Source organism: Dokdonia sp. R78006 (assembly GCF_042466145.1).
Classification (GTDB): Bacteria; Bacteroidota; Bacteroidia; order Flavobacteriales; family Flavobacteriaceae; genus Dokdonia.
Genome location: NZ_JAXHBU010000001.1, coordinates 400,047 through 423,401 on the forward strand (window position 1 = coordinate 400,047; position 23,355 = coordinate 423,401).

25 protein-coding genes and 1 tRNA gene are annotated in these 23,355 nt (G+C 37.8%); 8 read left to right on the forward strand and 18 right to left on the reverse strand.

Features of this window, described 5'->3' with window-relative positions:
- Positions 1–97 precede the first annotated feature (97 nt).
- From SJY37_RS01860 to SJY37_RS01875, 4 genes are all read right to left on the reverse strand, one after another.
- A tRNA-Ser gene (locus SJY37_RS01860) sits at positions 98–182 on the reverse strand.
- Positions 183–349: 167 nt separating this feature from the next.
- Positions 350–1,372, reverse strand: a complete 1,023-nt coding sequence (locus SJY37_RS01865) for an asparaginase (RefSeq protein ID WP_379952736.1) — start codon at positions 1,370–1,372, stop codon at positions 350–352.
- Positions 1,369–2,490, reverse strand: a complete 1,122-nt coding sequence (locus SJY37_RS01870) for a 1-acyl-sn-glycerol-3-phosphate acyltransferase (RefSeq protein WP_379952737.1) — start codon at positions 2,488–2,490, stop codon at positions 1,369–1,371. The genes SJY37_RS01865 and SJY37_RS01870 overlap by 4 nt, the downstream gene beginning before the upstream one ends.
- Before the next feature lie 70 nt (positions 2,491–2,560).
- Complete coding sequence (locus tag SJY37_RS01875) at positions 2,561–3,337, reverse strand: TatD family hydrolase (RefSeq protein ID WP_379952738.1); 777 nt, start codon at positions 3,335–3,337, stop codon at positions 2,561–2,563.
- Positions 3,338–3,458: 121 nt separating this feature from the next.
- On the opposite strand from SJY37_RS01875, the gene SJY37_RS01880 reads away from it, so the two are divergent.
- The 3 genes from SJY37_RS01880 (at position 3,459) to SJY37_RS01890 (ending at position 6,988) form a co-directional block, all read left to right on the forward strand.
- Entirely contained in the window at positions 3,459–3,896 is a 438-nt protein-coding gene (locus SJY37_RS01880; RefSeq protein ID WP_298330392.1) for a retropepsin-like aspartic protease, read from the forward strand.
- A gap of 260 nt (positions 3,897–4,156) precedes the next feature.
- Positions 4,157–5,317, forward strand: coding sequence for a M12 family metallopeptidase (locus tag SJY37_RS01885; protein ID WP_379952739.1), 1,161 nt, complete (start codon positions 4,157–4,159; stop codon positions 5,315–5,317).
- 150 nt (positions 5,318–5,467) lie between these two features.
- Positions 5,468–6,988: a GH3 auxin-responsive promoter family protein gene (locus SJY37_RS01890; protein ID WP_379953352.1), complete on the forward strand. Its 1,521-nt coding sequence runs from the start codon at positions 5,468–5,470 to the stop codon at positions 6,986–6,988.
- A 72-nt stretch (positions 6,989–7,060) separates the two neighbouring features.
- Here SJY37_RS01890 and SJY37_RS01895 read toward each other — a convergent pair whose 3' ends face one another.
- Positions 7,061–7,690: a hypothetical protein gene (locus tag SJY37_RS01895; RefSeq protein WP_379952740.1), complete on the reverse strand. Its 630-nt coding sequence runs from the start codon at positions 7,688–7,690 to the stop codon at positions 7,061–7,063.
- A 60-nt stretch (positions 7,691–7,750) separates the two neighbouring features.
- On the opposite strand from SJY37_RS01895, the gene SJY37_RS01900 reads away from it, so the two are divergent.
- A complete protein-coding gene (locus SJY37_RS01900; RefSeq protein WP_298330406.1) occupies positions 7,751–8,473 on the forward strand; it encodes a DUF6503 family protein in 723 nt (240 codons plus the stop codon).
- Positions 8,474–8,476: 3 nt separating this feature from the next.
- Here SJY37_RS01900 and SJY37_RS01905 read toward each other — a convergent pair whose 3' ends face one another.
- From SJY37_RS01905 to rplU, 3 genes are all read right to left on the reverse strand, one after another.
- Positions 8,477–9,028, reverse strand: a complete 552-nt coding sequence (locus tag SJY37_RS01905) for a hypothetical protein (protein WP_298330409.1) — start codon at positions 9,026–9,028, stop codon at positions 8,477–8,479.
- A gap of 134 nt (positions 9,029–9,162) precedes the next feature.
- Complete coding sequence (gene rpmA / locus SJY37_RS01910) at positions 9,163–9,423, reverse strand: 50S ribosomal protein L27 (RefSeq protein ID WP_144668082.1); 261 nt, start codon at positions 9,421–9,423, stop codon at positions 9,163–9,165.
- A gap of 40 nt (positions 9,424–9,463) precedes the next feature.
- Positions 9,464–10,126 carry a 50S ribosomal protein L21 gene (rplU, locus tag SJY37_RS01915; RefSeq protein WP_379952741.1) on the reverse strand — a complete coding sequence of 221 codons (663 nt, stop codon included), beginning with the start codon at positions 10,124–10,126 and terminating at the stop codon, positions 9,464–9,466.
- A 349-nt stretch (positions 10,127–10,475) separates the two neighbouring features.
- Here rplU and SJY37_RS01920 point away from each other — a divergent pair, with 349 nt between their 5' ends.
- Positions 10,476–11,045 (forward strand): hypothetical protein, encoded by a 570-nt coding sequence (locus tag SJY37_RS01920; protein ID WP_298330419.1) that lies wholly within the window; start codon positions 10,476–10,478, stop codon positions 11,043–11,045.
- A gap of 65 nt (positions 11,046–11,110) precedes the next feature.
- Here the strand turns inward: SJY37_RS01920 and SJY37_RS01925 are convergent, their stop codons facing one another.
- The 10 genes from SJY37_RS01925 to SJY37_RS01970 all read right to left on the reverse strand — a co-directional run bounded on the left by SJY37_RS01925 (position 11,111) and on the right by SJY37_RS01970 (position 21,265).
- The gene (locus SJY37_RS01925) at positions 11,111–11,599 is read right to left on the reverse strand and encodes a DUF4199 domain-containing protein (protein WP_379952743.1); all 489 of its coding nucleotides are present in this window, start codon (positions 11,597–11,599) and stop codon (positions 11,111–11,113) included.
- An 84-nt stretch (positions 11,600–11,683) separates the two neighbouring features.
- A complete protein-coding gene (locus tag SJY37_RS01930) occupies positions 11,684–12,220 on the reverse strand; it encodes an RNA methyltransferase (protein ID WP_379952744.1) in 537 nt (178 codons plus the stop codon).
- Positions 12,221–12,281: 61 nt separating this feature from the next.
- Positions 12,282–13,166, reverse strand: coding sequence for a GTPase Era (era, locus tag SJY37_RS01935; RefSeq protein ID WP_108876956.1), 885 nt, complete (start codon positions 13,164–13,166; stop codon positions 12,282–12,284).
- Positions 13,167–13,304: 138 nt separating this feature from the next.
- Entirely contained in the window at positions 13,305–13,766 is a 462-nt protein-coding gene (locus tag SJY37_RS01940; RefSeq protein WP_298330429.1) for an RNA methyltransferase, read from the reverse strand.
- Positions 13,767–13,829: 63 nt separating this feature from the next.
- The gene (locus SJY37_RS01945) at positions 13,830–14,054 is read right to left on the reverse strand and encodes a hypothetical protein (RefSeq protein WP_013751231.1); all 225 of its coding nucleotides are present in this window, start codon (positions 14,052–14,054) and stop codon (positions 13,830–13,832) included.
- A 159-nt stretch (positions 14,055–14,213) separates the two neighbouring features.
- The gene (locus tag SJY37_RS01950; RefSeq protein WP_204161796.1) at positions 14,214–14,432 is read right to left on the reverse strand and encodes a YgjV family protein; all 219 of its coding nucleotides are present in this window, start codon (positions 14,430–14,432) and stop codon (positions 14,214–14,216) included.
- 179 nt (positions 14,433–14,611) lie between these two features.
- The gene (locus SJY37_RS01955) at positions 14,612–15,307 is read right to left on the reverse strand and encodes a VIT family protein (RefSeq protein ID WP_379952745.1); all 696 of its coding nucleotides are present in this window, start codon (positions 15,305–15,307) and stop codon (positions 14,612–14,614) included.
- Positions 15,308–15,309: 2 nt separating this feature from the next.
- Entirely contained in the window at positions 15,310–16,446 is a 1,137-nt protein-coding gene (locus tag SJY37_RS01960) for an efflux RND transporter periplasmic adaptor subunit (RefSeq protein ID WP_379952747.1), read from the reverse strand.
- 10 nt (positions 16,447–16,456) lie between these two features.
- Positions 16,457–20,788: a CusA/CzcA family heavy metal efflux RND transporter gene (locus SJY37_RS01965; protein ID WP_379952748.1), complete on the reverse strand. Its 4,332-nt coding sequence runs from the start codon at positions 20,786–20,788 to the stop codon at positions 16,457–16,459.
- A 78-nt stretch (positions 20,789–20,866) separates the two neighbouring features.
- On the reverse strand, positions 20,867–21,265 hold the full coding sequence (locus tag SJY37_RS01970) for a hypothetical protein (RefSeq protein ID WP_298330446.1): 399 nt from the start codon (positions 21,263–21,265) through the stop codon (positions 20,867–20,869).
- A gap of 195 nt (positions 21,266–21,460) precedes the next feature.
- Here SJY37_RS01970 and SJY37_RS01975 point away from each other — a divergent pair, with 195 nt between their 5' ends.
- From SJY37_RS01975 to SJY37_RS01985, 3 genes are all read left to right on the forward strand, one after another.
- Positions 21,461–21,748: a DUF983 domain-containing protein gene (locus tag SJY37_RS01975; RefSeq protein ID WP_298330449.1), complete on the forward strand. Its 288-nt coding sequence runs from the start codon at positions 21,461–21,463 to the stop codon at positions 21,746–21,748.
- Positions 21,748–22,380 carry a Crp/Fnr family transcriptional regulator gene (locus tag SJY37_RS01980; RefSeq protein ID WP_144784973.1) on the forward strand — a complete coding sequence of 211 codons (633 nt, stop codon included), beginning with the start codon at positions 21,748–21,750 and terminating at the stop codon, positions 22,378–22,380. The genes SJY37_RS01975 and SJY37_RS01980 overlap by 1 nt, the downstream gene beginning before the upstream one ends.
- Before the next feature lie 75 nt (positions 22,381–22,455).
- A complete protein-coding gene (locus tag SJY37_RS01985; RefSeq protein WP_298330456.1) occupies positions 22,456–23,268 on the forward strand; it encodes a sulfite exporter TauE/SafE family protein in 813 nt (270 codons plus the stop codon).
- The last annotated feature ends 87 nt before the right edge of the window (positions 23,269–23,355 follow it).

A 23,355-nucleotide genomic window follows, 5' to 3' on the forward strand; every position in this document is an offset into this window, starting at 1 on the left:
CAGGCTTAGAAATACACTACACTATTTTTTTTTAAGTGGAATTAACAAAAACAGAAGTAACAAAAAAGTGCTATACTTTAAAGCATAGCACTTATAGCAGAGAGGAAGGGATTCGAACCCTCGATACGTTGCCGTATACACGCTTTCCAGGCGTGCGCCTTAAGCCACTCGGCCACCTCTCTATTTTTGTTGTAAAGCGAGTGCTCTACAGGTATTTATTCTTAACGACATCTGATTACAACTCACTGTTGTAGGTGTTTCAAATTTTCGCGAAAGCGTATAAATCATACTCTTTCTAAAGGATTGCGAAATAACAAAAAAATAATAACTCATTCAAGAGTTACACACTTTATGTGAGCTCTCCTCGTAAAGAAGTTTCAAAGACGGTTTTAAAGACTTTAGGCCCAAGTTCCTGCCCTAGTAAATACATCATTTTTGTGGTGGCTGCTTCTGTAGTCATGTCGCCTCCATTAATGACGCCCATTTTCTTTAAAGCGACACTAGTTTCATAATTCCCCATGTGCACACTGCCAGAGATACACTGCGTGATATTTACGATAGGGACTCCTCGCTTGATAGTTGCTTTAAGCGCATCTACAAACCAAGGTTGCGTAGAGGTGTTTCCTGCCCCGAAGGTTTCTAGCACCACGCCACGCGTACAAGGAATATTAAGCATTGCTTCTACTAAGCACTGCGAAATACCAGGATATATTTTAAGTAGTAAAATCTCTGTAACTAAGGTTCTGTGAACTTTAAGTGGTTTTTTATTCGGTTTCCAGAGTGCATCTTCATTAATAGTGAGATGTACTCCTGAGGTGAGGAGTTCTGGATAATTAGGAGAAGTAAACGCTTCAAAATTTTCAGCACTTATTTTTGAGGTGCGATTTGCTCTGTATAGCTTGTACTCAAAGTAGAGACACACTTCAGTTATAAGTGGTTTATTACGTTTTCTCAAAGCAGCTACTTGAACTGCAGTAATTAAATTTTCTTTTGCATCTGTGCGCAAATCTCCTATAGGAAGCTGTGATCCCGTAAACACCACAGGCTTAGATAGATTTTCTAGCATAAAACTTATGGCAGATGCGCTATAACTCATGGTATCGCTACCGTGCAGTACTACAAAGCCATCATAACTATCGTATCCTTCTTTTATAAAATCACAAAGCTCGTTCCAGTAAGTAGGATTCATGTTTGACGAATCAATTACGGTATCAAATGAGGCGGTGCTTATCTCACAATCTAGCAATCTAAGCTCTGGGATTTTTTCAAGCAACTCATCAAAGTTGAAAGCTTTTAAAGCTCCCGTTTCATAATCTTTGATCATACCTATGGTACCACCTGTGTATATTAAGAGAATTTTAGCCTTGCTCATACTTTTTCTGATTGTACTACTGGGTTTGCGTACATTAATAAGAAGCTATCTACTTCTATCTGCTTTTCTGCATCTACTCGCACTTCTAATCTACGTTCAAAATGACGTAATTCTTTCTCATCATAATAAGCGCTGTACTTATTGCTTTTATGGTATAAATCATATGCAATATAATTAGACGGCCACAACTTATAATGCTTCCATATTATATTATCTAAGGCACTGGCAAATGCTTGTAACTTATCATTATCACTTGTATAATCCTGAGCAATTTGATCATAAATTTCTTCTGGTATAGGTGCCGCTGCTATATGGATATTGCGTTTATTACCTAGTGCACCTTTAAGGATGCTATTAAAATCTTCGTTTGCTGTTTTTATGTAAGGTACATTTTCTTGTTTTGCCACAATTTCGGGTACCTTCAAGATATCTGTAGGGTCATACTCATAAGAGATTGCGACTCCTACTATGTTAAGTTCTTTGAGGTATTCCATTAGTGGTGTTTTACCACGAGCAATGGTAATCATCTTGAGTACGCCTTGCTGCGTTTTATCGAGTCCGTCTTTTGTTCTTCCTTCTCGCTGGGCTACCCACACAGATCTATTTTCTACTAGCAAGTGCTTAATGTATTGAGACAAGAGTTTAGAACTCATAAGCATCTCACGTGGTGACTGCCCTCTTAACACCAAGAAGTTTCTATTGAGCTTAGACAGCTCCATTAAAAAATCTTTTTGCACAAGGTTATCTCCTATTGCAGAGGCTGTTGTTATAAGACCATGATCTATAAGCGTCATATTAAGCAATGACGTATCAAGCACGATATCACGATGGTTTGATAGGTATAAATAAGACCGCTTTCGCGAAAGCGTATCAAACCCACTACACGTAAAATCCTCAGCACTTTTATCAAGTAGATTTGTTACTGATTTATAGATAACTTTTTCTTGAAAATCGGCTATTGAAAAGCAGGTACTGAGTACTTCGACAATTTCTTCTTGTGTTTTATCTGGAAATGTAAATTGCAGTAAAATCCTAAACATAGGATGTCTTGCTGCGTGAAGTAAAGCCTGATTTACTTCATTATCATTATAAGGTCGTATATGGTCGTATCTATTCAAAATAGTCTGGATTGTTTGTCACAAAAGAACAAAATATTTTGAGTCTTCATCTACTATTTACAAGAAGATGCTATGCACGCTTTGTAAAAAACACTTCATCTGCATTACTAGTAGTTATTGCAGCGATTTCATCTAAAGGTTTTTGATAAATTGTCGCCAGCTTTTCGGCTACTAAAACCACGTAGCTACTTTCATTACGTTTACCACGATACGGCACAGGACTTAAATACGGCGCATCTGTTTCTAGTACAATATGTGATAACGGTATCTCCGCTAGAAATTGATCGATTTTACCATTTTTAAAAGTTGCTACGCCACCTATCCCGAGTTTCATGTTGTAATTAATGGCCTGCTCTGCTTGTTCTTTAGTTCCAGAAAAGCAGTGAAATATCCCAAAGAGATCATCTCCTTTCTCACTTTCTAGCACTTCAAAAACTTCGTCAAATGCCTCTCTACAGTGTATAACGATAGGTTTTTTATACTTTTTGGCCAGTTGTATTTGTCGTTTGAAAGCATCTCGCTGAATTTCTAAAGTAGACTTATCCCAATACAAATCTATCCCTATCTCCCCTACTGCATAAAAATCACGAGCGGCAAATTGTGCCTCCACATGCGCCAGCTCTTCTTCGTAATTCTCCTTAACATGCGTAGGATGTAGACCCGCCATTAAAAACATATGATCTGGATAGTTTTTTTCTAACGCATACATACGCTCTGTATACTCAGAGTCTATCGCAGGAATAAAAAATCTGTTTACGCCAGCGTCAATTGCTCGTTGTATCATCACGTCCTGATCTTCATCAAAAGACTCGCTGTATAAATGGGTATGGGTATCTGTAAAATTCATAGACCACAAAAATAGCTAGCGCATAGAAAAGAGAGAAGGGAAAACACATAAACTTGAGCAATGCTTTACAAAGCTACAAGTCTATAGGATTGTAGTATTTTTGAGTAATACACTAATAAATATGCCTTCATTACGCGAGTTTCTACTTTCAAAAAAATATTGCCGTACACGTCTCTTCCCTACCGTGACTAATCATCTTGAAATGAAAGCAAGAATTAATGGTGTAGAAGGTTCCTTCATACTTGATACAGGAGCTTCTAGTTCGTGCATAGACTTTGAATTTGCAGAGTTGTTTGGGCTACTTTCTGAAGACAGTGAAGTCCTAGCTGCAGGTGCTGGCGCAACTGATATGATTACTAAGCTTTCGCGAAAAAATACCATTACCATTCAAAAATGGGAATACAAAAAATTAGACATCGTCCTCTTTGATATGTCACATGTAAATACAGCACTGAGAAATCATGATGCTGCTCCCGTTCATGGAATTCTAGGTGCAGATGTACTTAATGCAGGAAAAGGGATTATTGATTATCAATATAATTGCTTGTATTTAAAATAAGTGCACATTTTAAGCACTACATCTTCTCGTAAATCCACGTTAAATGTTAAAATTTTAACGATTATTCAATTTAAACACCTATCAATCAGTAATCTATATTTTTTAACAAAATTCATATAATCCAATAAGAATTTTCTCACGTTTAAATATTTGTAACCATTACAGTATTTTTTTACTGTATTCATACAAACATTCAAGACAACTTTCTGCGGCCGCGATAAGTGATTTTGGAATTAACCTTTTTAATTTAAAATCCAATTATGAAAAATTTTCATCTAGCAGTCGCCTGTGCCTTATCATTATGTCTATTTAATTCTTGTGAGAAAGAAGACATTAATGAAATCAGCGAAGCAGAAAACACCACTGTAGAAATCCAATCAAATGACATTGAGAAAGCAGAAGAAGCTTTCCCAGGTCAAAAAGGACAATCACAAAATCTATTTTACGGATTACATAGTCTAGAAGTCGCGACTATAAACGACACCTATGTCTTTGAAGGAGATATAATCTTCTCAAAAAATCAACTACAAGAAAGCACAGATGCTACTCGTAGCACTGGACGCACTGGAGGTAGATGGGCAAACAATACCGTGTATTATGCTATAAATCCTAGTCTTCCTAATCAAGCTCGTGTTACAAATGCCATAGCAAACTGGGAAGCGAGCACTTCTGTACGTTTTGTACAACGCACAAACCAATCGGACTACGTGTATTTCACTCCTGGTAGCGGTTGTTCTTCATATGTAGGAAGAATAGGCGGTCGCCAAGACATTACACTTGCAAGCGGTTGCTCTACGGGTAGCACCATTCATGAAATAGGTCACGCCGTAGGTTTATGGCACGAACAAAGTCGCGCAGATCGTGATGACTACCTCACCATCAACCTAAACAATGTACAAGATGGAGTGGATTATAACTTTCTAACATATGTTGCACAAGGACAAGATGGAACAGAATATACAGCCCAGCTTGACTTTAATTCTGTAATGCTTTATAGCTCTTTTGCTTTTAGCAAAAATGGCCAACCTACCATCACAAAAAAAGATGGTTCCACATATACTACAAACCGCACAGCACTCTCTAATGGAGATATTACTGGCATCAATATCATGTACCCAGGTGATGGTGGCGACGGAGGCAATAGTGGAGACATTTGCGATGGTGTAGCTGCATACAATAGCAACACAAATTATACTATAGGCAATCAAGTGACTTACCAAGGGAATCTTTATGAACGTGTAAATGGAGGTTGGACAAACCTAGGTCCTTGCGGAAGCAATCAACCGCCAGCAGATATATGCGAAGGTGTGCCAGCATATAATGGTAATCAAAGTTATAGTGTAGGTGATTTTGTGACCTACCAAGGCGGACTTTATGAACGTTTATCAACAAGCTGGGATCGTATAGGTGACTGTGGTTAGGCTTTCATAAATATCTCACATTATCAATAGCCACTCTGCAAAGAGTGGCTATTTCTTTTCACAATTCTTCCTTAACATCGGGTTAAACTTGCTACAATCTATATTAACTTTATAGTGAGATTTAACATATTTGTAAAAACAACCACAACCATGGCAATTCTAGGATCTATAATAAAAAGTGCAATTGACTTAAAGGATACATTATCCTCAGACATTAATCCTATTCAAGAGCAGGAACAGGTTCTAGCAGATATGCTGAATACTGCAAAGGATACTGCCTTTGGAAAGTATTATGGGTTTTCTCAACTACTAGAAGAAGAAGATCAAGCAGCTGCATTTTCAAAAATGGTTCCTTACCACGATTATAACCAGATGGACAGTATGTGGTGGGATCGCATAAAACATGGATTAGAAGATATAACATGGCCTGGAAAACCTCACTACTTTGCACTTTCTAGTGGTACTACTGGAAAAACGAGCAAAAGAATTCCAGTCACTGAAGAAATGGTTGCTGCCATAAGAAGCACCAGTCTTGCTCAAGTATCTGCACTTGCTCATTATGATTTACCAACAGATTTTTTTGATAAAGAAGTAATGGCTCTAGGCAGCTCTACAGATCTTATCGAACATGATGAATTTCTTGAGGGTGAAATAAGTGGTATTACAGCGAGTAATATTCCTTTTTGGTTTAAAGGATTTTACAAGCCTGGAGAAGATATCGCTAAAATTGAAAACTGGGATGAACGCGTAAAAACCATTGCAGAAAGAGCCAAAAATTGGGACATAGGCGCACTAAGCGGGATTCCATCATGGATGGAGCTTATGCTTAAAGAAGTAATTGCTTATCATAACGTAAAAAATATCCATGAGATATGGCCCAATCTACAAGTTTTCACAAGTGGAGGCGTTGCTTTCAAACCTTATGAGAAGAGCTTTAGACAACTACTAGGAAGAAATATTACAGTAATCGACACATACCTTGCATCAGAAGGTTTTATGGCTTACCAGAGCAGACCTGAGACTTCCTCTATGAAGCTTTCTACTAATGCTGGTATTTACTTTGAATTTGTACCCTTCACTCCAGAATATATCAATAATGACGGCTCGCTATCACAAGATGCTACATCTCTTACTTTAAAAGAAGTAGAAACAGATGTAGACTACGTGCTTATCATAAGTACTGTTTCTGGTGCATGGAGATATCTTATAGGTGACACGATTGCTTTTACCGATGTAGAGAGAGCAGAAATTAAAATAACAGGACGCACTAAGTTTTTCTTAAACGTAGTTGGCTCTCAACTTTCTGTAAATAAAATGGAAGTAGCCCTAAGAGAACTTGAAGAACAATTTGATATTGAAATTCCGGAATTTACGCTAAGTGCAAAAAAGATAGATGGAGAGTTTTACCACTGCTGGTATCTAGGCACAACGGCGACTACAAATGAAAGCGAACTTGCAGAGGCTCTAGATAAAAGTTTGAAAGAAGCAAACAAGAATTATAAAGTGGCTAGAGGAAAATCTCTCAAAGGAGTAAAAGTTACCACTATTGACCCTAATATTTTTCACGAATGGAGTGGTCAAAACAAGAAAAAAGGAGGACAAGTAAAAATGGAGAAAGTGATGGATGAAGAGAAATTTGAAGCCTTTGAAGCCTTTGTTGCTAAGCAATAATTTCATAAAAAATCAACTATAAAAAAACGGGTATCATAATAGTGATACTCGTTTTTTTATATAAATATCTTGCTAGTCATGCTCCAGCAGGTGCATGACTTCTTCTGGCGACATGTATAGACTGCGCAGGCGTTCTTTGTAAGCCTCAGAAATATTTGCATGGTCGAGTATAAAGTTTTTAGTTTTTAAAATATAAGTTCCCATTCCATGAGTAATGGCAAATACATCTGCGGTACGTTCTACTTCTTTAATATGAGCGCCAGAATATAAATACTTCACTCCAAAAACTAACATCCCAAACCCAGAACGTTCCCTATAATCCATTACATGACCTAGCTCATGCCCTAACCATCCCGTAACCACATCACTTGGCACTTCAGAAAAACTGAGTTCATCTTGATCTATTTGTATCGTTCTTGATATAAGTATAATGTATTCTCGTTTCTTTCTAGATTTCAAAAAACTAGCCCAACGCGGTTGTGCCTGCATTGTCGACTTTTTTATATTGTCTTTAAACTGAAAAGTTATTGCAGTGTTCCACAACTCTGGGTAATGCTCTAAAGCAACGATAGCTTCATCATAAATTTCTTTAGGAATCACTTTATTCTCAAGGTTGAGCACTGCATCCTCAGTAGGTATTACATCTTTCTCTGTCATACTTTCAAAGTAGGGTTTATCTGCTTGCTGTGCTGTTAAGAGCATACTAAAGTTAGTTAGGATAATCCAAAAAGCAATGTGTATCTTCATCTTCAAAACATAGGTATGAAAAAATTATTAATAACGAGTATTGTTTTTTGTCTCGCTTTCGCGAAAGCGGACTTTGCAAATGCGCAATCTTTAAGACCTGTTACGGGGGCTGAGATTATTAAAAAATCAATAGCATTTCATGACCCCAATGACAATTGGTCAACCTTTCAAGGGGAATTTACCGTAGCACTTGATATGCCAGAAAAAGCTTCTAGAAAGAGCATTATCACACTTGACATTCCTAATGAATATTTTAATCTCACCACAAAACAAGAAGATGCAACTTCGTTTAGGGAGATAAGCAATGGCACTTGTAAATATACAGATGAGGCTGGAGAAATAATCACCACTACCACCGATAGCCAAGATTGTGAGAGAACGAGAATGTATCGCGATTACTACTCATACTTATACGGGCTTCCTATGAAGCTTAATGATCCAGGCACTCAGATAGATCCTACGGTGAAAAGCGTCACTTTCAAAGGGAAAAAGTATACCATGGTAAAAGTAACCTATGATAAGGCTGTAGGTTCAGATATTTGGCAATTTTACTTTAACCCTTCTACGTACGCTCTAGAAGTATATCAATTTTTTAAAGGCACAGATGAGACTACAGGCGAGTATATTCTGCTTGATGACATAGCTATCATCGAAGGCATTAAAATGCCTAAAAACCGCGCTTGGTATTACAACAAGGATGATGGATACTTAGGTACAGATAGCATTGTACAAGATTAATCGCTAATCCCTTTTTACGGTTAAAATCGCTTGCTTGTAATTACGCATGCTGTAATATTCTTTGTGCAATGAGGAAGCAAACTCCTCTACCCTTGCAAAATTTGCATATGATGGATTAAGACCATCATTAAAGTCCTCATCTGTGATAAGAAGCGCGATATACCACGTATCGCCATAAATTCTAATAGGATCATCATTAAATACAGGACCTATTCCATTTTCCTCCAACATCTTATTTGCTAACGGTCTTAGTAAATTGACAGTTTTTGTATTCTTACTCACTTCATAAAACGAGACATAGTAATTATTTCCATCAAGCACTACTGGCACATTATCTTCTACATAATTGTGCTGTAGATCATACTTTGTATTTACGTAAGTATAAAACTCATCTGCATCTTTTGGATCTGTGAAGATGTATGAATACCTCTTAGGCAGCTTTTTATTAAACTTCTTGGCTTTTTTAATGGAGCCATTACTCAGGTCAGGAGCTATTGCTACTGGAAAGCAAGATTGCAAAATAACCAAACAGAATAAACCTAGTATATATCTCATTTAATGTGTTTTACGTAACGCATCAAACAACATACCAAAACCATAAATACTTATTGAACTGAGTATAACCAAGAAAACCCTTACCGCATTGCGGTAAGGGTTTTATATGATAATTGAGAAACTATCCTCGTTTATTATGCCTCAAAAGGCACGATAGAAACGTAAGATTTGTTGTCTTTTTTCTTTTGGAATTTTACAACACCATCTACTCTTGCGTGTAGTGTGTGATCTTTTCCTCCGTATACGTTCTCACCTGGGTGATGCGTATTACCTCTTTGACGTACGATGATGTTCCCTGCGATTGCAGCTTGTCCTCCAAAGATCTTAACACCTAAGCGTTTTGATTCTGATTCGCGACCGTTTTTAGAACTACCAACTCCTTTTTTGTGAGCCATCTTGTTTCGGTTTTATAAGTTATACTTGATAGTATAGCGATTAAGCTTTACCACCGTCTAATTCGTCTTGCCATTTCTTAAGCTCATCCCACTTACCATCTGCAGCAAGTTGTGCTTGTGCTGGCCATGTGTCAGTTACGTGATTTCCACGTACACCTGCGATAATTTCAGAAATCTTAGCAGCATCAGTTTTTGCAAGTTGTGCAAAAGTTGAAATTCCTGCCTCTACAAGAGTTTCAGCAATTTTAGGTCCGATACCCTCTACTTTTTTAAGATCGTCTGCTTTAGAAGATTTTTTTGCAGTAGCCTTAGGAGCAGTTTCCTTTACAGGAGCAGCAGCTTTAGGTTCAGCTTTTTTCTCTTCTTTCTTAGGAGCAGCTTTCTTAGCTCCAGAAGTAGCGATACTTTCAATTACGATTTCAGTAAGAGACTGGCGGTGTCCGTTTTTCACACGGTATCCTTTACGTCTTTTCTTCTTGAAAACGATTACTTTGTCACCTTTAAGGTGTCTTAAGACTTTTGCTCCTACTAGAGCTCCGTCTATAGCTGGGGCGCCTAAAGTGATGTTAGATCCGTCTCCTACCAAAAGTACTTTGTCGAAATCGACAGTTTTTCCTTCTTCGGTAGATAGGCGGTTAACAAAGACTTTTTGGTCTTTTGCAACTTTAAATTGCTGCCCTGCTATCTCTACAATTGCGTACATAGCGATTAATTAAATATTGTTATTACACTAATAATAGCCCAAACCTCTCAGTTTAAGCGGGTGCAAATATACTATTTATCTTAAGATTTACAATAAGCATCATTTGTTTTTATATAATAATATCACTCTACAAATACATTCTTACAGAAAATTAAAAATTAACCTACAACAAATACCCAGCACCACGTCTCATTCTTACAAAACTCAGACAACAAATACCTACTCATCAGCGCAATAACAACATCTAAAGCAATAAGCTGCTAGAAAAATAAAATATTTTAACGTTTTTATTTGCACTTTAACGATTGTAGATATATTTTCGCCCACTTAACTAATCAATCAATTAACAATGAAACATTTAAAATCAATCATCACATTAATTATCTTAACATTTACACTTGCGTCTTGCTCTACAGATGATGCTCCAGATGTTGACACAAATCTTATTGTAGGAACATGGTCAATCCAAGATTTAAATTTCAGCAGCGACCTTACATACGCTTTTGCTGGTCAAACCATCTCATCTACCTCAAACGGCAGCGGATCAAACTTTGACTACACAGTAACTTTTAATGAAGACAACACACTGGTTGCAAATGGATCTTATGACTACTTAGTAACCTCAACAACAGATGGCGAAGAATTCACTCAAACAATTACTATCGAAGACGTTGACACAAATGGAACTTGGAGCATCGATGGAAACCAACTAACTTTTACAGGGTTTACAACTGCCCAAGTTGACAATGATTTTATTAGCGGAGGTCAAGATGCAGGAAGTTCTACAATAGAAATTCTCAACGCAACTACGCTTCTTATAACTAGCGATCTTGAAGATGCTGTACCTTTAGATTTACCAGAAGGAATAGATATAAACATAGAAGGATCTAGCGACGTCACACTAACTAGAATTAATTAGAACCTACCCAGTAAAAGCAAAAAAACCGCCAATTGGCGGTTTTTTTTGTTCTTATCTTTAAGTGCTTATCCTCGCACAGAGTCTCCTCTATCTTTTAATACTTTCTTTGTTCCTTCTGTATTCCAACTTGGCTTAAATAACTGCATAAAGCAGAGCGATAAGCATACCACAGTTGCAAAGCCTGCAATCGCTACTGTAAATACAACAGAACCTATGCTTGTATTATACGTTTGCTCCCAAGGACCAATTAGACCGTCTAGAAATTCTGGATTTATATTCCCTGCATATAATGCAAAAAATCCTGTAAAAATGATGGTTGCTACAAATCCCGAGACAACTCCATTTACCATACCGTCGGTATAGCTGTATGTAGCTCCGTTTTTAATTTGTGTATACTTAATAACCTCGTATATCCCAAAACCTACAATCACTCCATTAAAAAGTGAGAATAGCACATTAGTATGTAAGTTAAATAGAGAAAGTACTAAGAAGTACGCTATGAGGCCTCCGCTCATTGCAAAAGCAAATCTGATAGGCATTGTGAATTTTGACATCTTGTTCAGTTTTTGTGACATAAAGATAAACAAAATATAAAGCTATACTCTTAACCCACTGTTAAATAACAGCTTAACAAATCATTAAGAAACTCCTAACTTGCTGAATAGGTCCCAAATAACCACTCCAGCGCTCACAGAAATATTTAGAGAGTGCTTTGTACCCAACTGTGGGATTTCAATAACAGTATTACTTAGAGACACAATTTCTTGCTGAACACCTTTTACTTCGTTACCAAAAACAACGGCATACTTCTCACCAGTAGTAGGCATAAATTTATCAAGCATCACCGCTCCTTCTGCTTGCTCTATCGCACACACATGAACACCATCCTCTTTTAATTGTTGCACAAGAGAAACACTGTCCTCTACATATTCCCATGCTACAGCATCTGTTGCTCCTAAGGCTGTCTTTTGTATATCGCGATGCGGTGGCGTTGCGGTAATGCCACAGAGATAGATTTTCTCTACAAGAAAAGCATCTGAAGTGCGGAAAACGGACCCTACATTATTAAGACTACGTATATTGTCCAGTACGATAATTATAGGCGTCTTTTTTGCCTCCTTGAAGTCGGAAACAGATTTTCGGTTGAGTTCGCTATTTTTAAGTTTTCTATTCATGAATCAGTCGGTGTGGCCGTAATGCTTTGTAAACTTACGCTTTCGCGAAAGCGTACTTATACTACTTCTGGTTATAACCAAAACGCTTAAGCTGGTTAGAATTACTTCTCCAGTTCTTATTTACTTTCACATAAAGTTCAATGTGCACCTGCTTGCCAAAGAATTTCTGCAAATCCTTTCTAGCCTCTACACCTACTCTTTTTAAAGCAGTTCCTTTATGTCCAATTATAATTCCCTTCTGACTATCACGCTCCACCATAATTACTGATCGCATGCGGATGATCTCATCCTCCTCAAAGAAATCTTCTGTATCAATCTCTACAGCATAAGGAATTTCCTTCTTGTAGTGCATCAAGATTTTCTCACGGATGATCTCGTTTACAAAAAAGCGCTCTGGCTTATCTGTAAGTTGGTCCTTAGGATAAAAAGCTGGCGACTCCGGTAATAGCTCAATAATTCTATTGAATACCTGTGGCACACCAAAGCTCTCGAGTGCAGAAATAGCAAACACCTCAGCATTTGGCACTTTTTCAGACCATAACTTCAATGCCTCTGCTAGTGTCTCTTCGTTTCCTTTATCTATTTTATTTATAAGTAATAAAACAGGGATTTTTGAACCGCGTATTTTATTAAAAAACGCCTCATCTTTAAGCTCTTTCTCACCCAGCTCTACAATGTACAAAAGCACATCTGCATCTTCAAAAGCACTTTTTACAAAGTCCATCATAGACGCCTGTAACTCATATGCTGGTTTTATAATACCAGGGGTATCACTCAATAGCATCTGGAAATCCTCCCCATTTACAATACCTAAAATACGGTGACGCGTAGTCTGCGCTTTTGAGGTGATGATACTAAGACGCTCGCCCACAAAGGCATTCATAAGCGTACTTTTACCCACATTAGGGTTACCGATGATGTTTACAAATCCTGCTTTATGAGACATAATAATTTATTTTGGGCAAAGATACTTTAATTTGCCACGTTGCGCTTGCTCCTCAACGAGAACTGAGGTAATAGATGAATAAATATATGATTGAAGTTTACAAATTCTATACGTACGCTTTCGCGAAAGCGTAACTCATCAAGATCTAGGCTTCTCCCTAGTTCTATCATACATTACAATACTTCCCGCCACCGAAACATTGAGACTTAACGTAGATGGAAATTTTATAAGAAAATGCGACTTATCTATAGCCTCATTAGTAAGACCATGATCTTCTGCACCCAATAAGTAAACGCAACGACGCGGGTGATGAAAGGTCTCTAGCGCCTCTGCTCGATCATCAAGCTCTACGCCTACAATGCGCACACCTTTAGGCAAGTGCTTAAAAAAGTCATCAAAGGTATCATAATGGTAATACGGCATTGCCTTTACCGCATTATGCGTATCACTAGATTGCTTTGCATATCTATTACCGATGGTAAAAATAAAACTGGCGCCTAGATTTTGAGCAGAGCGCCATAAAACACCTAGGTTTTCTGGTGTTTTACCATTCTGTATCCCAATGCCAAAAAATTCGTTTGTAAAGTTGTCTGGTTGCATAGCCACACGCTTAAAAAGGGGTTCAATAAAAAAGAGACCGTCACAAGTGAGGCCTCTTTTATTTTACATACTATCAGGTCTACCCTTCAAGCGTTTTTCTATCTTCTTTTTCTTTTCGGTGAGACGCTTCATGGCGTCCATTATTTCAGAGTCTTTTGTCTCTTTAAAAATCTCATTCAGTGCAAGAATGAGTCGTTTAGCCTCTCTTGAAGCAGCAACGCGATCACTGGTGGACATATTGCTCATTGAAGCATTTTCAAAAGCCACCGCTTCTTCCATTAATTTCATACAGTATTTCAAATTTTGGCGAATATAAGCGAACCCATACTAATTTACAAGGATTTATGCAAATTTATACTCAATAATGTGCAACTTTAGATGAAAAAAGCGTAGCTTAAGCTATTCTTCCCCTTATTCACCCTAAGCCCTGTGACACAACAAGATACCTTAATCCTTCTTTATAAATAGGTAATATCCGTTTACAAATAGTATCGCAAGATTAGTAATAATGATAGGGATACTACCTAATAACACTCCGTACGTTACAAATAATGCACAGCCTATAGAGTTTACAATACGCAACTTGCGCAAATCTTTATTTAAAAATGATAGCAACACAAAAAGGCTTGCTAGGTAACCGACAATTTCTGTAGGATTGATTTCCATTATTTTTTATTGTTTTAGCACGTAACGCGCACTGACATGAACGCGCGAAGATACTTTACAATCTAGTCCATCACAAACTTAAAACCTGCGGTAACAAAACTAGCAACCTATATTACTGCGCACAATCTTTTGCGCAGTCGTTCTTAAACACACTAACACCCTCGATAATTAACTCACAATTAGATACTCACATTAAAGAACTGACCTATAAGCGCAGTTAATCCCATAGCCAGCGTACCCCAGAAAGTAATTCTAAGTACAGCCTTTATAGGGCTAGACCCTCCAGCCTTTGCTGCCACGACGCCTAAAATGATTAAAAACAAGATTGCAGCTACGTATTGCACATATTCCATCATCTCCAAAGGCGCCATAAAAGCAACCAATACAGGTAAAAAACCACCTACTGTAAAAGCCACACCAGAAGAAAATGCCGCTTGCAATGGTTTTGCCTCCGTCATTTCGTGTATTCCAAGTTCATCTCTTGCGTGCGCTTCTAAGGCATTATGAGCTGTTAATTGCGTTGCCACCTCTAGCGCAGTCGCTGGACTGAGACCACGACGCTCATATATTTTTGCGAGCTCTAGAAGCTCCTCATGCGGTGTTTCTATAAGTTCGCGCTGCTCACGGGCAAGATCAGACTTCTCTACATCTGTTTGCGAACTAACGGATACATACTCTCCAGCTGCCATAGATAATGCGCCAGCTACTAAGCCGGCTACACCTGCAAGCAGTACAGGTTCTCTAGTAGTACTTGCTGCCGCAACTCCTATAACGATACTCGCTGTAGACAGAATCCCGTCGTTTGCACCAAGTACTGCCGCCCTAAGCCACCCACTTCTATAGATGTAATGTTTTTCTGGTATCCTTGTCTCCATGATTACTCTCCTAATAAATTAAACAATCCTTTAGTTAAAAACTGCGTTTCGGTTGCCATGTCGGTATTGAATTGCACTAATGAAAATCCTTCACTTTCTTGAACTACCTCAACTTCGGCTTGACGGAAATAATAGGTGTCACTCTGCTTCTCATCGAGCACTAAGATATAAGAAATCTGATCTACCGTCACTATGGAGGATGAAGGTAACGCTTTCGCGAAAGCGGAATTTGTTACAATACTAGCATCTACAAACATTCCCGTTAAGAAATTAACACCAGACTCATTTTCTAGATGTCCATGCACTTTAATCGTTCGATTTGCTTCAATCGAAGTGCCTACAAGATGCACCTCAGCCTTATAAATCGCTGACGAAGCTTCGGGGATTTTAAAATCTATTGCCTGACCTTTCTTTACTTTTAAGATGTCTTTTTCAAAAACCGAAAGTTCTAGATGTATATGATCATTGTCTATAATTTCTAAAATTTCGGTAGCTGGTGAAACGTACGAGCCTTTTGAAACGTTTACCTTAGTAATGCTTCCCGAAATAGGCGCGTTAATACTAACCACAGAACTTATCTTTCCAGCTCGAACACTCGCTGGAGAAATATTAATCATTCTAAGTTGTCTATCTAATCCCGTGTGTCTAGCTACTGCAGTCTTATACTCACTTTCGGCTTTTAGAAAACTTTTTTGAGAGGTAATATTTTCTGCTCTCATTGTCACCTGTCTGTCGTATTCCGCTTTGAGATAAGTGAGTTGCGCATTTACCTCCATATATTGTTGTTGCAGGGCTACAAACTCAGGATTTTCAATAGTTACAAGCAGCTGACCTTTACGTACAATATCACCTATAAGCAATGGTGTTGTTTTTATGTATCCGCCCATACTAGCATTTACCACGGCTCTATTTTCTGGCGGCACATCAATCATCCCATTTACAGTAACTACCGTAGGAAATGATTTTTCTTCTAATCCTCCTAAGGACATCTTACTTTGATCAAATTGCGCCTGAGTTACTTGAATGCGATCATCCATCGCTTCCGTTTGAGAAGATGGCTCGGTTTTGTCTGTGGTTTTTTCTCCACAGCTTACTAGTATAAAACCTAGCAATGCTATTATATATAAGTTACGTATCATATGGTCTTATTTATAAGGTTAGGTAATTAATGGCAATTACAGTTTGATTGTATACATGGAGTTTCTCAAGGTGACTTAGTCTTATCTCATAAGCGCTCTCAAGACTCTGGATATACTGGTAAAAATTAATCTCACCATTTCTAAAACTACCGTTTGCTGTTTTTAAAATTTCTTGAGAAAGTGATGCTCCTTCATTTTCATAATAATCTAGTGCTTCTTGAAGTTGCGACAACTTTTCTGTTAGGGCATTATATTTTGCATCGAGTTGTATCTCATACTCACTAGATTGTGTGACTGCGATATCTTCGGCGATTTTTGCTGCTTTTATTTTAGCAGATTGACCGCCAAATAATATTGGGATCTTCACTCCTAATTGATATCCATAAAGACTACCATTGAGCCCAGAATTTGTTCCTTGAAAATAATTAAGACTTAGATCTGGCAGGAGCTGTTGTTTTTCAAAACGACCCTTTGCCTGAAGCAGGGATACTCTGTTTTGATAATATGCCACTTCTGCACTACTGCTTATATCTAAAGTTACTAGCGCTACTTTAAACGAAGGCTCACTAGCGACTACAATAGCTTCGTCTACCTGTACCACTTTTAGTAAATCCCCATACGTAAGTGCTACTTCGCTCTGCGCTTTTTTATAATTAAGCTCTACCTGTTTTTGCTTAGAAGCCGCAGTAATCTTCTCTAGGTAATTAGTCTCTCCTAGTTCAAAACGCCTTGACGCCATTCTAGAAAAATCTGTATACAAACTATCTAGTGCACTATACACTCGTTCCTTTTCTCTAGCAATTTGATAATCATAATAGCCAGCCGTCACTTTGCGTTCAACTTCCTTTTTCTTTATTTCAAATGCACTTGAAGCTACCTTAACGCTGGCTTTATTTACGCTCTTTTCTGAGAAGTAAACCGTGGGAAATTTAAAGTCCTGCTGTATCCCAAAAACCCGTAATGGCCGATCGTTTATAGCCAGATTATTCTCGTCAAACTCATAATACACCTGCGTTTTATCAAAGCTAAAAGCGCTATTAATCAAGGCTTCAGATTGTGCTACTTCTAGCCTACTTGCTTTTAACCCAAGATTATTTTCTATAGCCATCGGGATTAACTCTTGTAACGATTTAGTCCCTTCTTGCGCTCCTAGGTTTACAGAAAATAGTAATACCACTATACTTATGGTTGTAACCTTGCCTTTGGACAATCCTTCATTATTTTTCTTAGGAGTATTTAAGTACGCATAAAGAACTGGCAATACGACGAGGGTAAGTAAGGTCGCTGTAATCAACCCTCCTATTACCACAGTAGCTAGCGGTCGTTGCACCTCTGCTCCTGCATTTGTAGAAATTGCCATAGGCAAAAACCCTAAAGCCGCAGCAGATGCTGTGAGCAACACAGCCCTCAATCTATCTTTTGTTCCTTGCTTTATTAAAGCTTCTATACTTTCAAAACCTCCTTTTTGCAGCTCTTTAAAATGCTCTATCAATACAATTCCGTTTAAAACTGCAATCCCAAACAAAGCAATAAAACCTACTCCAGCCGAAATACTGAAAGGCAGATCACGCAACCATAACAAAAGAACACCTCCTACCGCAGCCAGCGGTATTGCAGAATAAATCATCAGTGCTTCCTTTACAGATTTAAAAGCAAAATAGAGAAGAATAAATATGAGAATAAGCGCAATAGGTACTGCAATCATTAATCGCGCCTTTGCACTTTGTAAGTTTTCAAACTGTCCTCCATAAGTAATAGAATACCCTACAGGTAATTTTACATTCTCGTTAATCAGCTTCTGGACGTCATCCACCACAGATTGTAAATCACGATTACGCACGTTAACACCCACTACAATTCTTCTTCTTGTATCGTCACGAGATATTTTGGCAGCTCCTGTTTTATAGCTTATAGTTGCTAGTTCGCTTAATGGTATTTTTCCACCAGCAGGGAGATCAATGTATAGATTTTTAAGGTTATCGATATCTTGACGCTTCTCTTTGTCTAGTCGTACTACTAGGTCAAAACGCTTTTCTCCTTCAAAAACGCTTCCAGCAGTCTTACCCGCAAATCCCATGGAAACCATATCATTGAGATCCTGAATATTGAGACCATACCTGGCTATTTTTACTCTATTATATTGCACACTCATCTCTGGCAAACCTGCCACTTTCTCAACAGAAACATCTGCTGCGCCTGCTACGTTTTCGATAAGAGATCCTATCTCACTTCCTTTCTTTGCAAGAATTTCAAGATCATCGCCAAAAATCTTAATCGCAATATCTGCGCGTACACCGGTAATCAATTCATTAAAACGCATCTCTATAGGTTGTGTAAACTCTACTTCCATTCCTGGGATGACAGCAAGTGCTTCTTTAAACTTATCTGCCAGCTCATCTTTTGACGAGGCAGACGTCCACTCTCCTTTAGGTTTGAGTACAATAATCACATCGCTTTCTTCCATAGACATGGGATCTGTAGGCACCTCTGCAGCACCTATACGAGTTACCACTTGCTTTACTTCTGGAAATTTACTTAATAGTATTTTCTCAATTTCGGTGGTAATTTCTACCGTGTTACTTAGAGAGGTTCCTGTTTTTAAAACTGGCTGAATCACAAAATCACCTTCATCAAGTGTGGGAACAAATTCTCCACCCATGGTGCTATACAAATAGATAGCTACTGCTAGTAAGGCTACCGCAATTCCTAATACTAATCTCTTGCTCTGTAATGCCCAGTCTATAACTGGCTCATATATTTTATTGAGCCAGTTCATGAGTCTCACAGAGATGTTTTTATCTGTCGCATTAGATGGTTTTAAAAACATAGATGCCGCTACAGGTACATACGTAAAACAAAAAATCATCGCTCCTATTAATGCAAAACTAAAGGTGAGCGCCATAGGCTTAAACATTTTTCCTTCTACACCGCTCAGTGAGAGAATAGGTATAAAAACTATCAAGATAATAAGCTGCCCAAAGATGGCCGAATTCATCATTTTTGATGCTCCAGAAAATGTAATCTTATCTTTTAATTGTTGTTGTTCCGCTTTCGCGAAAGCGTAAATCTCATCTTTCTTTCTCGTTATTTCAAAAGCTATAAATTCTACAATTATGACCGCGCCATCTATAATAATCCCAAAATCTATAGCGCCAAGACTCATCAAGTTTGCATCTACTCCAAAGATGTACATAAGTGACAATGCAAATAACAAACACAGTGGAATTACCGAAGCCACTACCAGCCCAGATCTAAAATTACCTAGCAATAAAACCACCACAAAAATCACAATCAGACATCCTAAAATTAAATTTTCGGCAACGGTAAAAGTAGTTTTTGCAATAAGATCGCTACGGTCTAAAAATGCGTTAATGTATACACCCTCTGGAAGTGATTTTGAAATCTCAGCAACGCGTTCCTTCACCGCTTCTATGACTTTTTTAGAATTTGCATCTTTAAGCATCATCACTTGACCAAGCACCTTCTCGCCCTCTCCGTTTCCGGTAATTGCTCCAAAACGTGTGGCGCTCCCATAACCTACTTTGGCAACGTCTTTTATATACACAGGTACTCCTTCGTCATTCTTAACCACGATGTTACTTATATCATCTAATGATGAAATGAGACCCTCGCCACGTATAAAAAATGCCTGATTTACCTTTTCTATATAGCCACCTCCAGAGACACTATTATTCATTTCTAAAGCTGTAAAAACCTCGCGCGCACTTATATCCATCGCGTTAAGTTTTTCTGTATTGATAGCTACTTCGTACTGCTTTAAGAATCCGCCCCAGGTATTTACCTCAACTACTCCCGGAATTCCTGAGAGCTGGCGCTTTACTACCCAATCTTGGATGGTTCTTAAATCTTCGGCATTATACCTGTCTTTAAATTCTGGTTCTACATCAAGTATGTATTGGTAAATCTCACCTAGTCCGGTTGTGATAGGCCCCATCTCTGGTGTGCCAAAACCCTCCGGAATTTTTTCTGATGCAGATTTGATTTTCTCAGCAATGAGCTGTCTAGGCAAATAAGTTCCCATATCGTCCTCAAATACAATGGTGACGACAGATAAGCCAAATTTTGAAACAGAGCGTATCTCTATCACGCCTGGTAAGTTTGCCATTTCTAGCTCTACAGGGTAGGTTATAAATTGCTCCATATCCTGCGTAGAGAGATTACGTGAGGTAGTAATCACCTGTACTTGATTGTTTGTTACATCTGGCACAGCACCTATAGGAATTTGCGATAATGAATACAGCCCAAATCCTATAATAAAGGCCGTAAATAAGAGAACAACAAATTTGTTTCTTATACTAAAATTGATAATATGTGATAGCATTTTGTCATAAAATAATCAATGTGAAGAGCCCCAAATCTTTACAAGACTAGGTGCTAAAAATAAATTAGATCTGATTAATTATGAAAGCCGTGGCGGCTGGAAGAGCCCATCTAGATGTAAAGAAGATGATGGTGCCTGGTAATGAAAATTATGTGCTTTAAAATCCGAAAACTCAAGAGTTTTGAATTCTTCTTTATTTGTAATTAAAACAAAATCCGCTACAGCCGTATGATGAGTTTGATGCTGAAAAGGTAATTGCTCGTGGTCTTTCTTTTCTTCTTGATGTTCTTTTTCGTGCTCTGCTTTTAGTTCGCCATAATGCTTTGCAATAAATACAAATATATTGTCTCCATACTGCTCTTTATGGAACTCTGCATGCTCAAAAAAGTCGCCCAGCTGCACCATATCATTAATGTGCATCCCAAAGCTTTGCAATAGGAAAACAAGTGACAACGATATGGATATAAGTTTACTCAAGGGTATAAAGATAACTAATTTTAAATATTACAATATGTAACATAAGTTACCGTGAGCATATTTTAATACGTTTAATTTTACATAAAAATTGAATTGTCCATGGGTAAATCGATAGTATATAGCATCTTATTTTTGAAATGTCCTCAATGCAGAGAAGGTGAATTTCTTGAGGCGCATCCTTATAAGCTTTCTAACATGAATAAGGTTAAAAAGAACTGTCCTAAATGCCAACTAAAATATAGTATAGAACCAAGTTTTTATACCGGCTCTATGTACGTATCTTATGGTGTGGGAATTGCAGTTGCCGTGGCCGTTTATGTTTTAACCCTTATTTTTGGTTTAGATTTTGGACCTACAGGTATTCTAACGAGTATCGTCATTGCGTTAATCATCACAATGCCATACATAGGTGCCGTATCAAAATCTATTTGGGCTCATTTCTTTTTTAAATATGACCCTACCATTCTTAAAAAAGCCGCATAATGATTCAAGAACTAAAAGCCAGCTACGGTCATCTCTTTGAAGATGAACTTATCAATGAAATACTCCAAGTAGGCACTTACAAGGAGGTTCCTGAAGGTTTTAAACTCATGGAAATAGGCGGCTATGTAAAAGGAATGCCGCTACTGGTCTCTGGAGTAATTAAGGTATTAAGAGAAGATAAAAATGGAGATGAGCTTCTCCTCTACTATCTAGAAAAAGGAGATACCTGCTCTATGACAATGACCTGCTGCATGGGACAAACTAAAAGTGAAATACGAGCAATTGCAGAGACAGACACCAAGCTCATTATGGTACCTGTACAGAAAATGGAAGAATGGACGGCTAAGTACAAGTCTTGGAGAAATTTTGTTTTTGAGAGTTACCACAACCGCCTCAACGAGCTATTACAAACTCTGGACAGTATCGCTTTTGACAATATGGATGAACGCCTTTTAAACTACTTAAAAGAAAAGGCGAGAGTAAACGATGAGCAAATTATTCATAACACGCATCAAGAGATTGCTTACGAATTGCACACCTCAAGAGTAGTGGTATCAAGACTTCTTAAGAAATTAGAGAACTTAGGAAAAATTGAATTACACAGAAATAATATCCAAATTATAGATTTATAGACCTTAAGTAACTTGGGTTACACCTAGGTCGTTATAGCAAGTCTATTTTTGTCTCTCAATACAAAGAAGTTTATAATGGAGATACTAGAAATACTTGGATATATAAGTGCCTTGATCATCGGCATTTCTTTAGGTTTAATAGGTGGTGGTGGTTCTATACTCGCTGTACCAGTACTAGCTTACTTATTTTCTGTAAATGAAAAAGTTGCCACTGCATATTCTTTATTCATTGTAGGAGCAAGTGCGCTCGTAGGTGGTTTTAAACAACATCTTAAAGGCTATGTAGACTGGAGAACAGCAATTGTTTTTGGACTACCCGCTATTGTCGGAGTTACCGTTGTGAGACATTATGTAGTACCTGCATTACCAGATATTTTATTTACCACAGGTGATTTTGAGTTTACACGTAGGATGGCAATGTTTGGCCTCTTTGCGGTACTCATGATTCCTGCTGCCTTTTCTATGCTCAAAAAAAGAAAGGATAATAAACAAAAAGGAGACGGCACTGTCACTTACAATTACCCACTTATTCTAATAGAAGGCCTCATCGTAGGAGGTATTACTGGAATGATAGGCGCTGGAGGAGGTTTTCTCATCATTCCCGCTCTTGTTATACTAGCAAATGTAGAAATGAAAGTTGCCGTAGGTACTTCTTTAATCATTATCGCTTTTAAATCATTGATGGGCTTCTTTCTAGGAGATGCATTAACCATGGATATAGACTGGTTATTTCTTTCCATATTTACAAGCATATCATTTGCAGGGATTTTTATAGGCAGTTACCTCAGTAATTTTATAGATGGAGATAAATTGAAAAGAGGTTTTGGCTACTTCATATTTATAATGGCAATATTCATTTTTTACATGGAGTTTTTTGTAAAACATTAAAGAGAATAAAAATTATAAAAGGGCTATTTCTTATTATTAGAAATAGCCCCTTTTTTTTGTGTGAACACTTGTCGCTACCACGACATA

Bases quoted from the DNA above. Each gene is read 5' to 3' on its own strand.
- SJY37_RS01945 (WP_013751231.1), bottom strand. From the start codon at position 14,054: ATGAAATTAATGGAAGAAGCGGTGGCTTTTGAAAATGCTTCAATGAGC.
- SJY37_RS01965 (WP_379952748.1), bottom strand. From the start codon at position 20,788: ATGCTATCACATATTATCAATTTTAGTATAAGAAACAAATTTGTTGTT.
- SJY37_RS01890 (WP_379953352.1), top strand. From the start codon at position 5,468: ATGGCAATTCTAGGATCTATAATAAAAAGTGCAATTGACTTAAAGGAT.
- SJY37_RS01925 (WP_379952743.1), bottom strand. From the start codon at position 11,599: ATGTCAAAATTCACAATGCCTATCAGATTTGCTTTTGCAATGAGCGGA.
- SJY37_RS01950 (WP_204161796.1), bottom strand. From the start codon at position 14,432: ATGGAAATCAATCCTACAGAAATTGTCGGTTACCTAGCAAGCCTTTTT.
- rpmA (WP_144668082.1), bottom strand. From the start codon at position 9,423: ATGGCTCACAAAAAAGGAGTTGGTAGTTCTAAAAACGGTCGCGAATCA.
- SJY37_RS01905 (WP_298330409.1), bottom strand. From the start codon at position 9,028: ATGAGATATATACTAGGTTTATTCTGTTTGGTTATTTTGCAATCTTGC.
- SJY37_RS01955 (WP_379952745.1), bottom strand. From the start codon at position 15,307: ATGGAGACAAGGATACCAGAAAAACATTACATCTATAGAAGTGGGTGG.
- SJY37_RS01960 (WP_379952747.1), bottom strand. From the start codon at position 16,446: ATGATACGTAACTTATATATAATAGCATTGCTAGGTTTTATACTAGTA.
- SJY37_RS01900 (WP_298330406.1), top strand. From the start codon at position 7,751: ATGAAAAAATTATTAATAACGAGTATTGTTTTTTGTCTCGCTTTCGCG.
- SJY37_RS01875 (WP_379952738.1), bottom strand. From the start codon at position 3,337: ATGAATTTTACAGATACCCATACCCATTTATACAGCGAGTCTTTTGAT.
- SJY37_RS01985 (WP_298330456.1), top strand. From the start codon at position 22,456: ATGGAGATACTAGAAATACTTGGATATATAAGTGCCTTGATCATCGGC.
- SJY37_RS01930 (WP_379952744.1), bottom strand. From the start codon at position 12,220: ATGAATAGAAAACTTAAAAATAGCGAACTCAACCGAAAATCTGTTTCC.
- SJY37_RS01940 (WP_298330429.1), bottom strand. From the start codon at position 13,766: ATGCAACCAGACAACTTTACAAACGAATTTTTTGGCATTGGGATACAG.
- era (WP_108876956.1), bottom strand. From the start codon at position 13,166: ATGTCTCATAAAGCAGGATTTGTAAACATCATCGGTAACCCTAATGTG.
- SJY37_RS01980 (WP_144784973.1), top strand. From the start codon at position 21,748: ATGATTCAAGAACTAAAAGCCAGCTACGGTCATCTCTTTGAAGATGAA.
- SJY37_RS01920 (WP_298330419.1), top strand. From the start codon at position 10,476: ATGAAACATTTAAAATCAATCATCACATTAATTATCTTAACATTTACA.
- rplU (WP_379952741.1), bottom strand. From the start codon at position 10,126: ATGTACGCAATTGTAGAGATAGCAGGGCAGCAATTTAAAGTTGCAAAA.
- SJY37_RS01880 (WP_298330392.1), top strand. From the start codon at position 3,459: ATGCCTTCATTACGCGAGTTTCTACTTTCAAAAAAATATTGCCGTACA.
- SJY37_RS01975 (WP_298330449.1), top strand. From the start codon at position 21,461: ATGAATAAGGTTAAAAAGAACTGTCCTAAATGCCAACTAAAATATAGT.
- SJY37_RS01865 (WP_379952736.1), bottom strand. From the start codon at position 1,372: ATGAGCAAGGCTAAAATTCTCTTAATATACACAGGTGGTACCATAGGT.
- SJY37_RS01895 (WP_379952740.1), bottom strand. From the start codon at position 7,690: ATGCTCTTAACAGCACAGCAAGCAGATAAACCCTACTTTGAAAGTATG.
- SJY37_RS01885 (WP_379952739.1), top strand. From the start codon at position 4,157: ATGAAAAATTTTCATCTAGCAGTCGCCTGTGCCTTATCATTATGTCTA.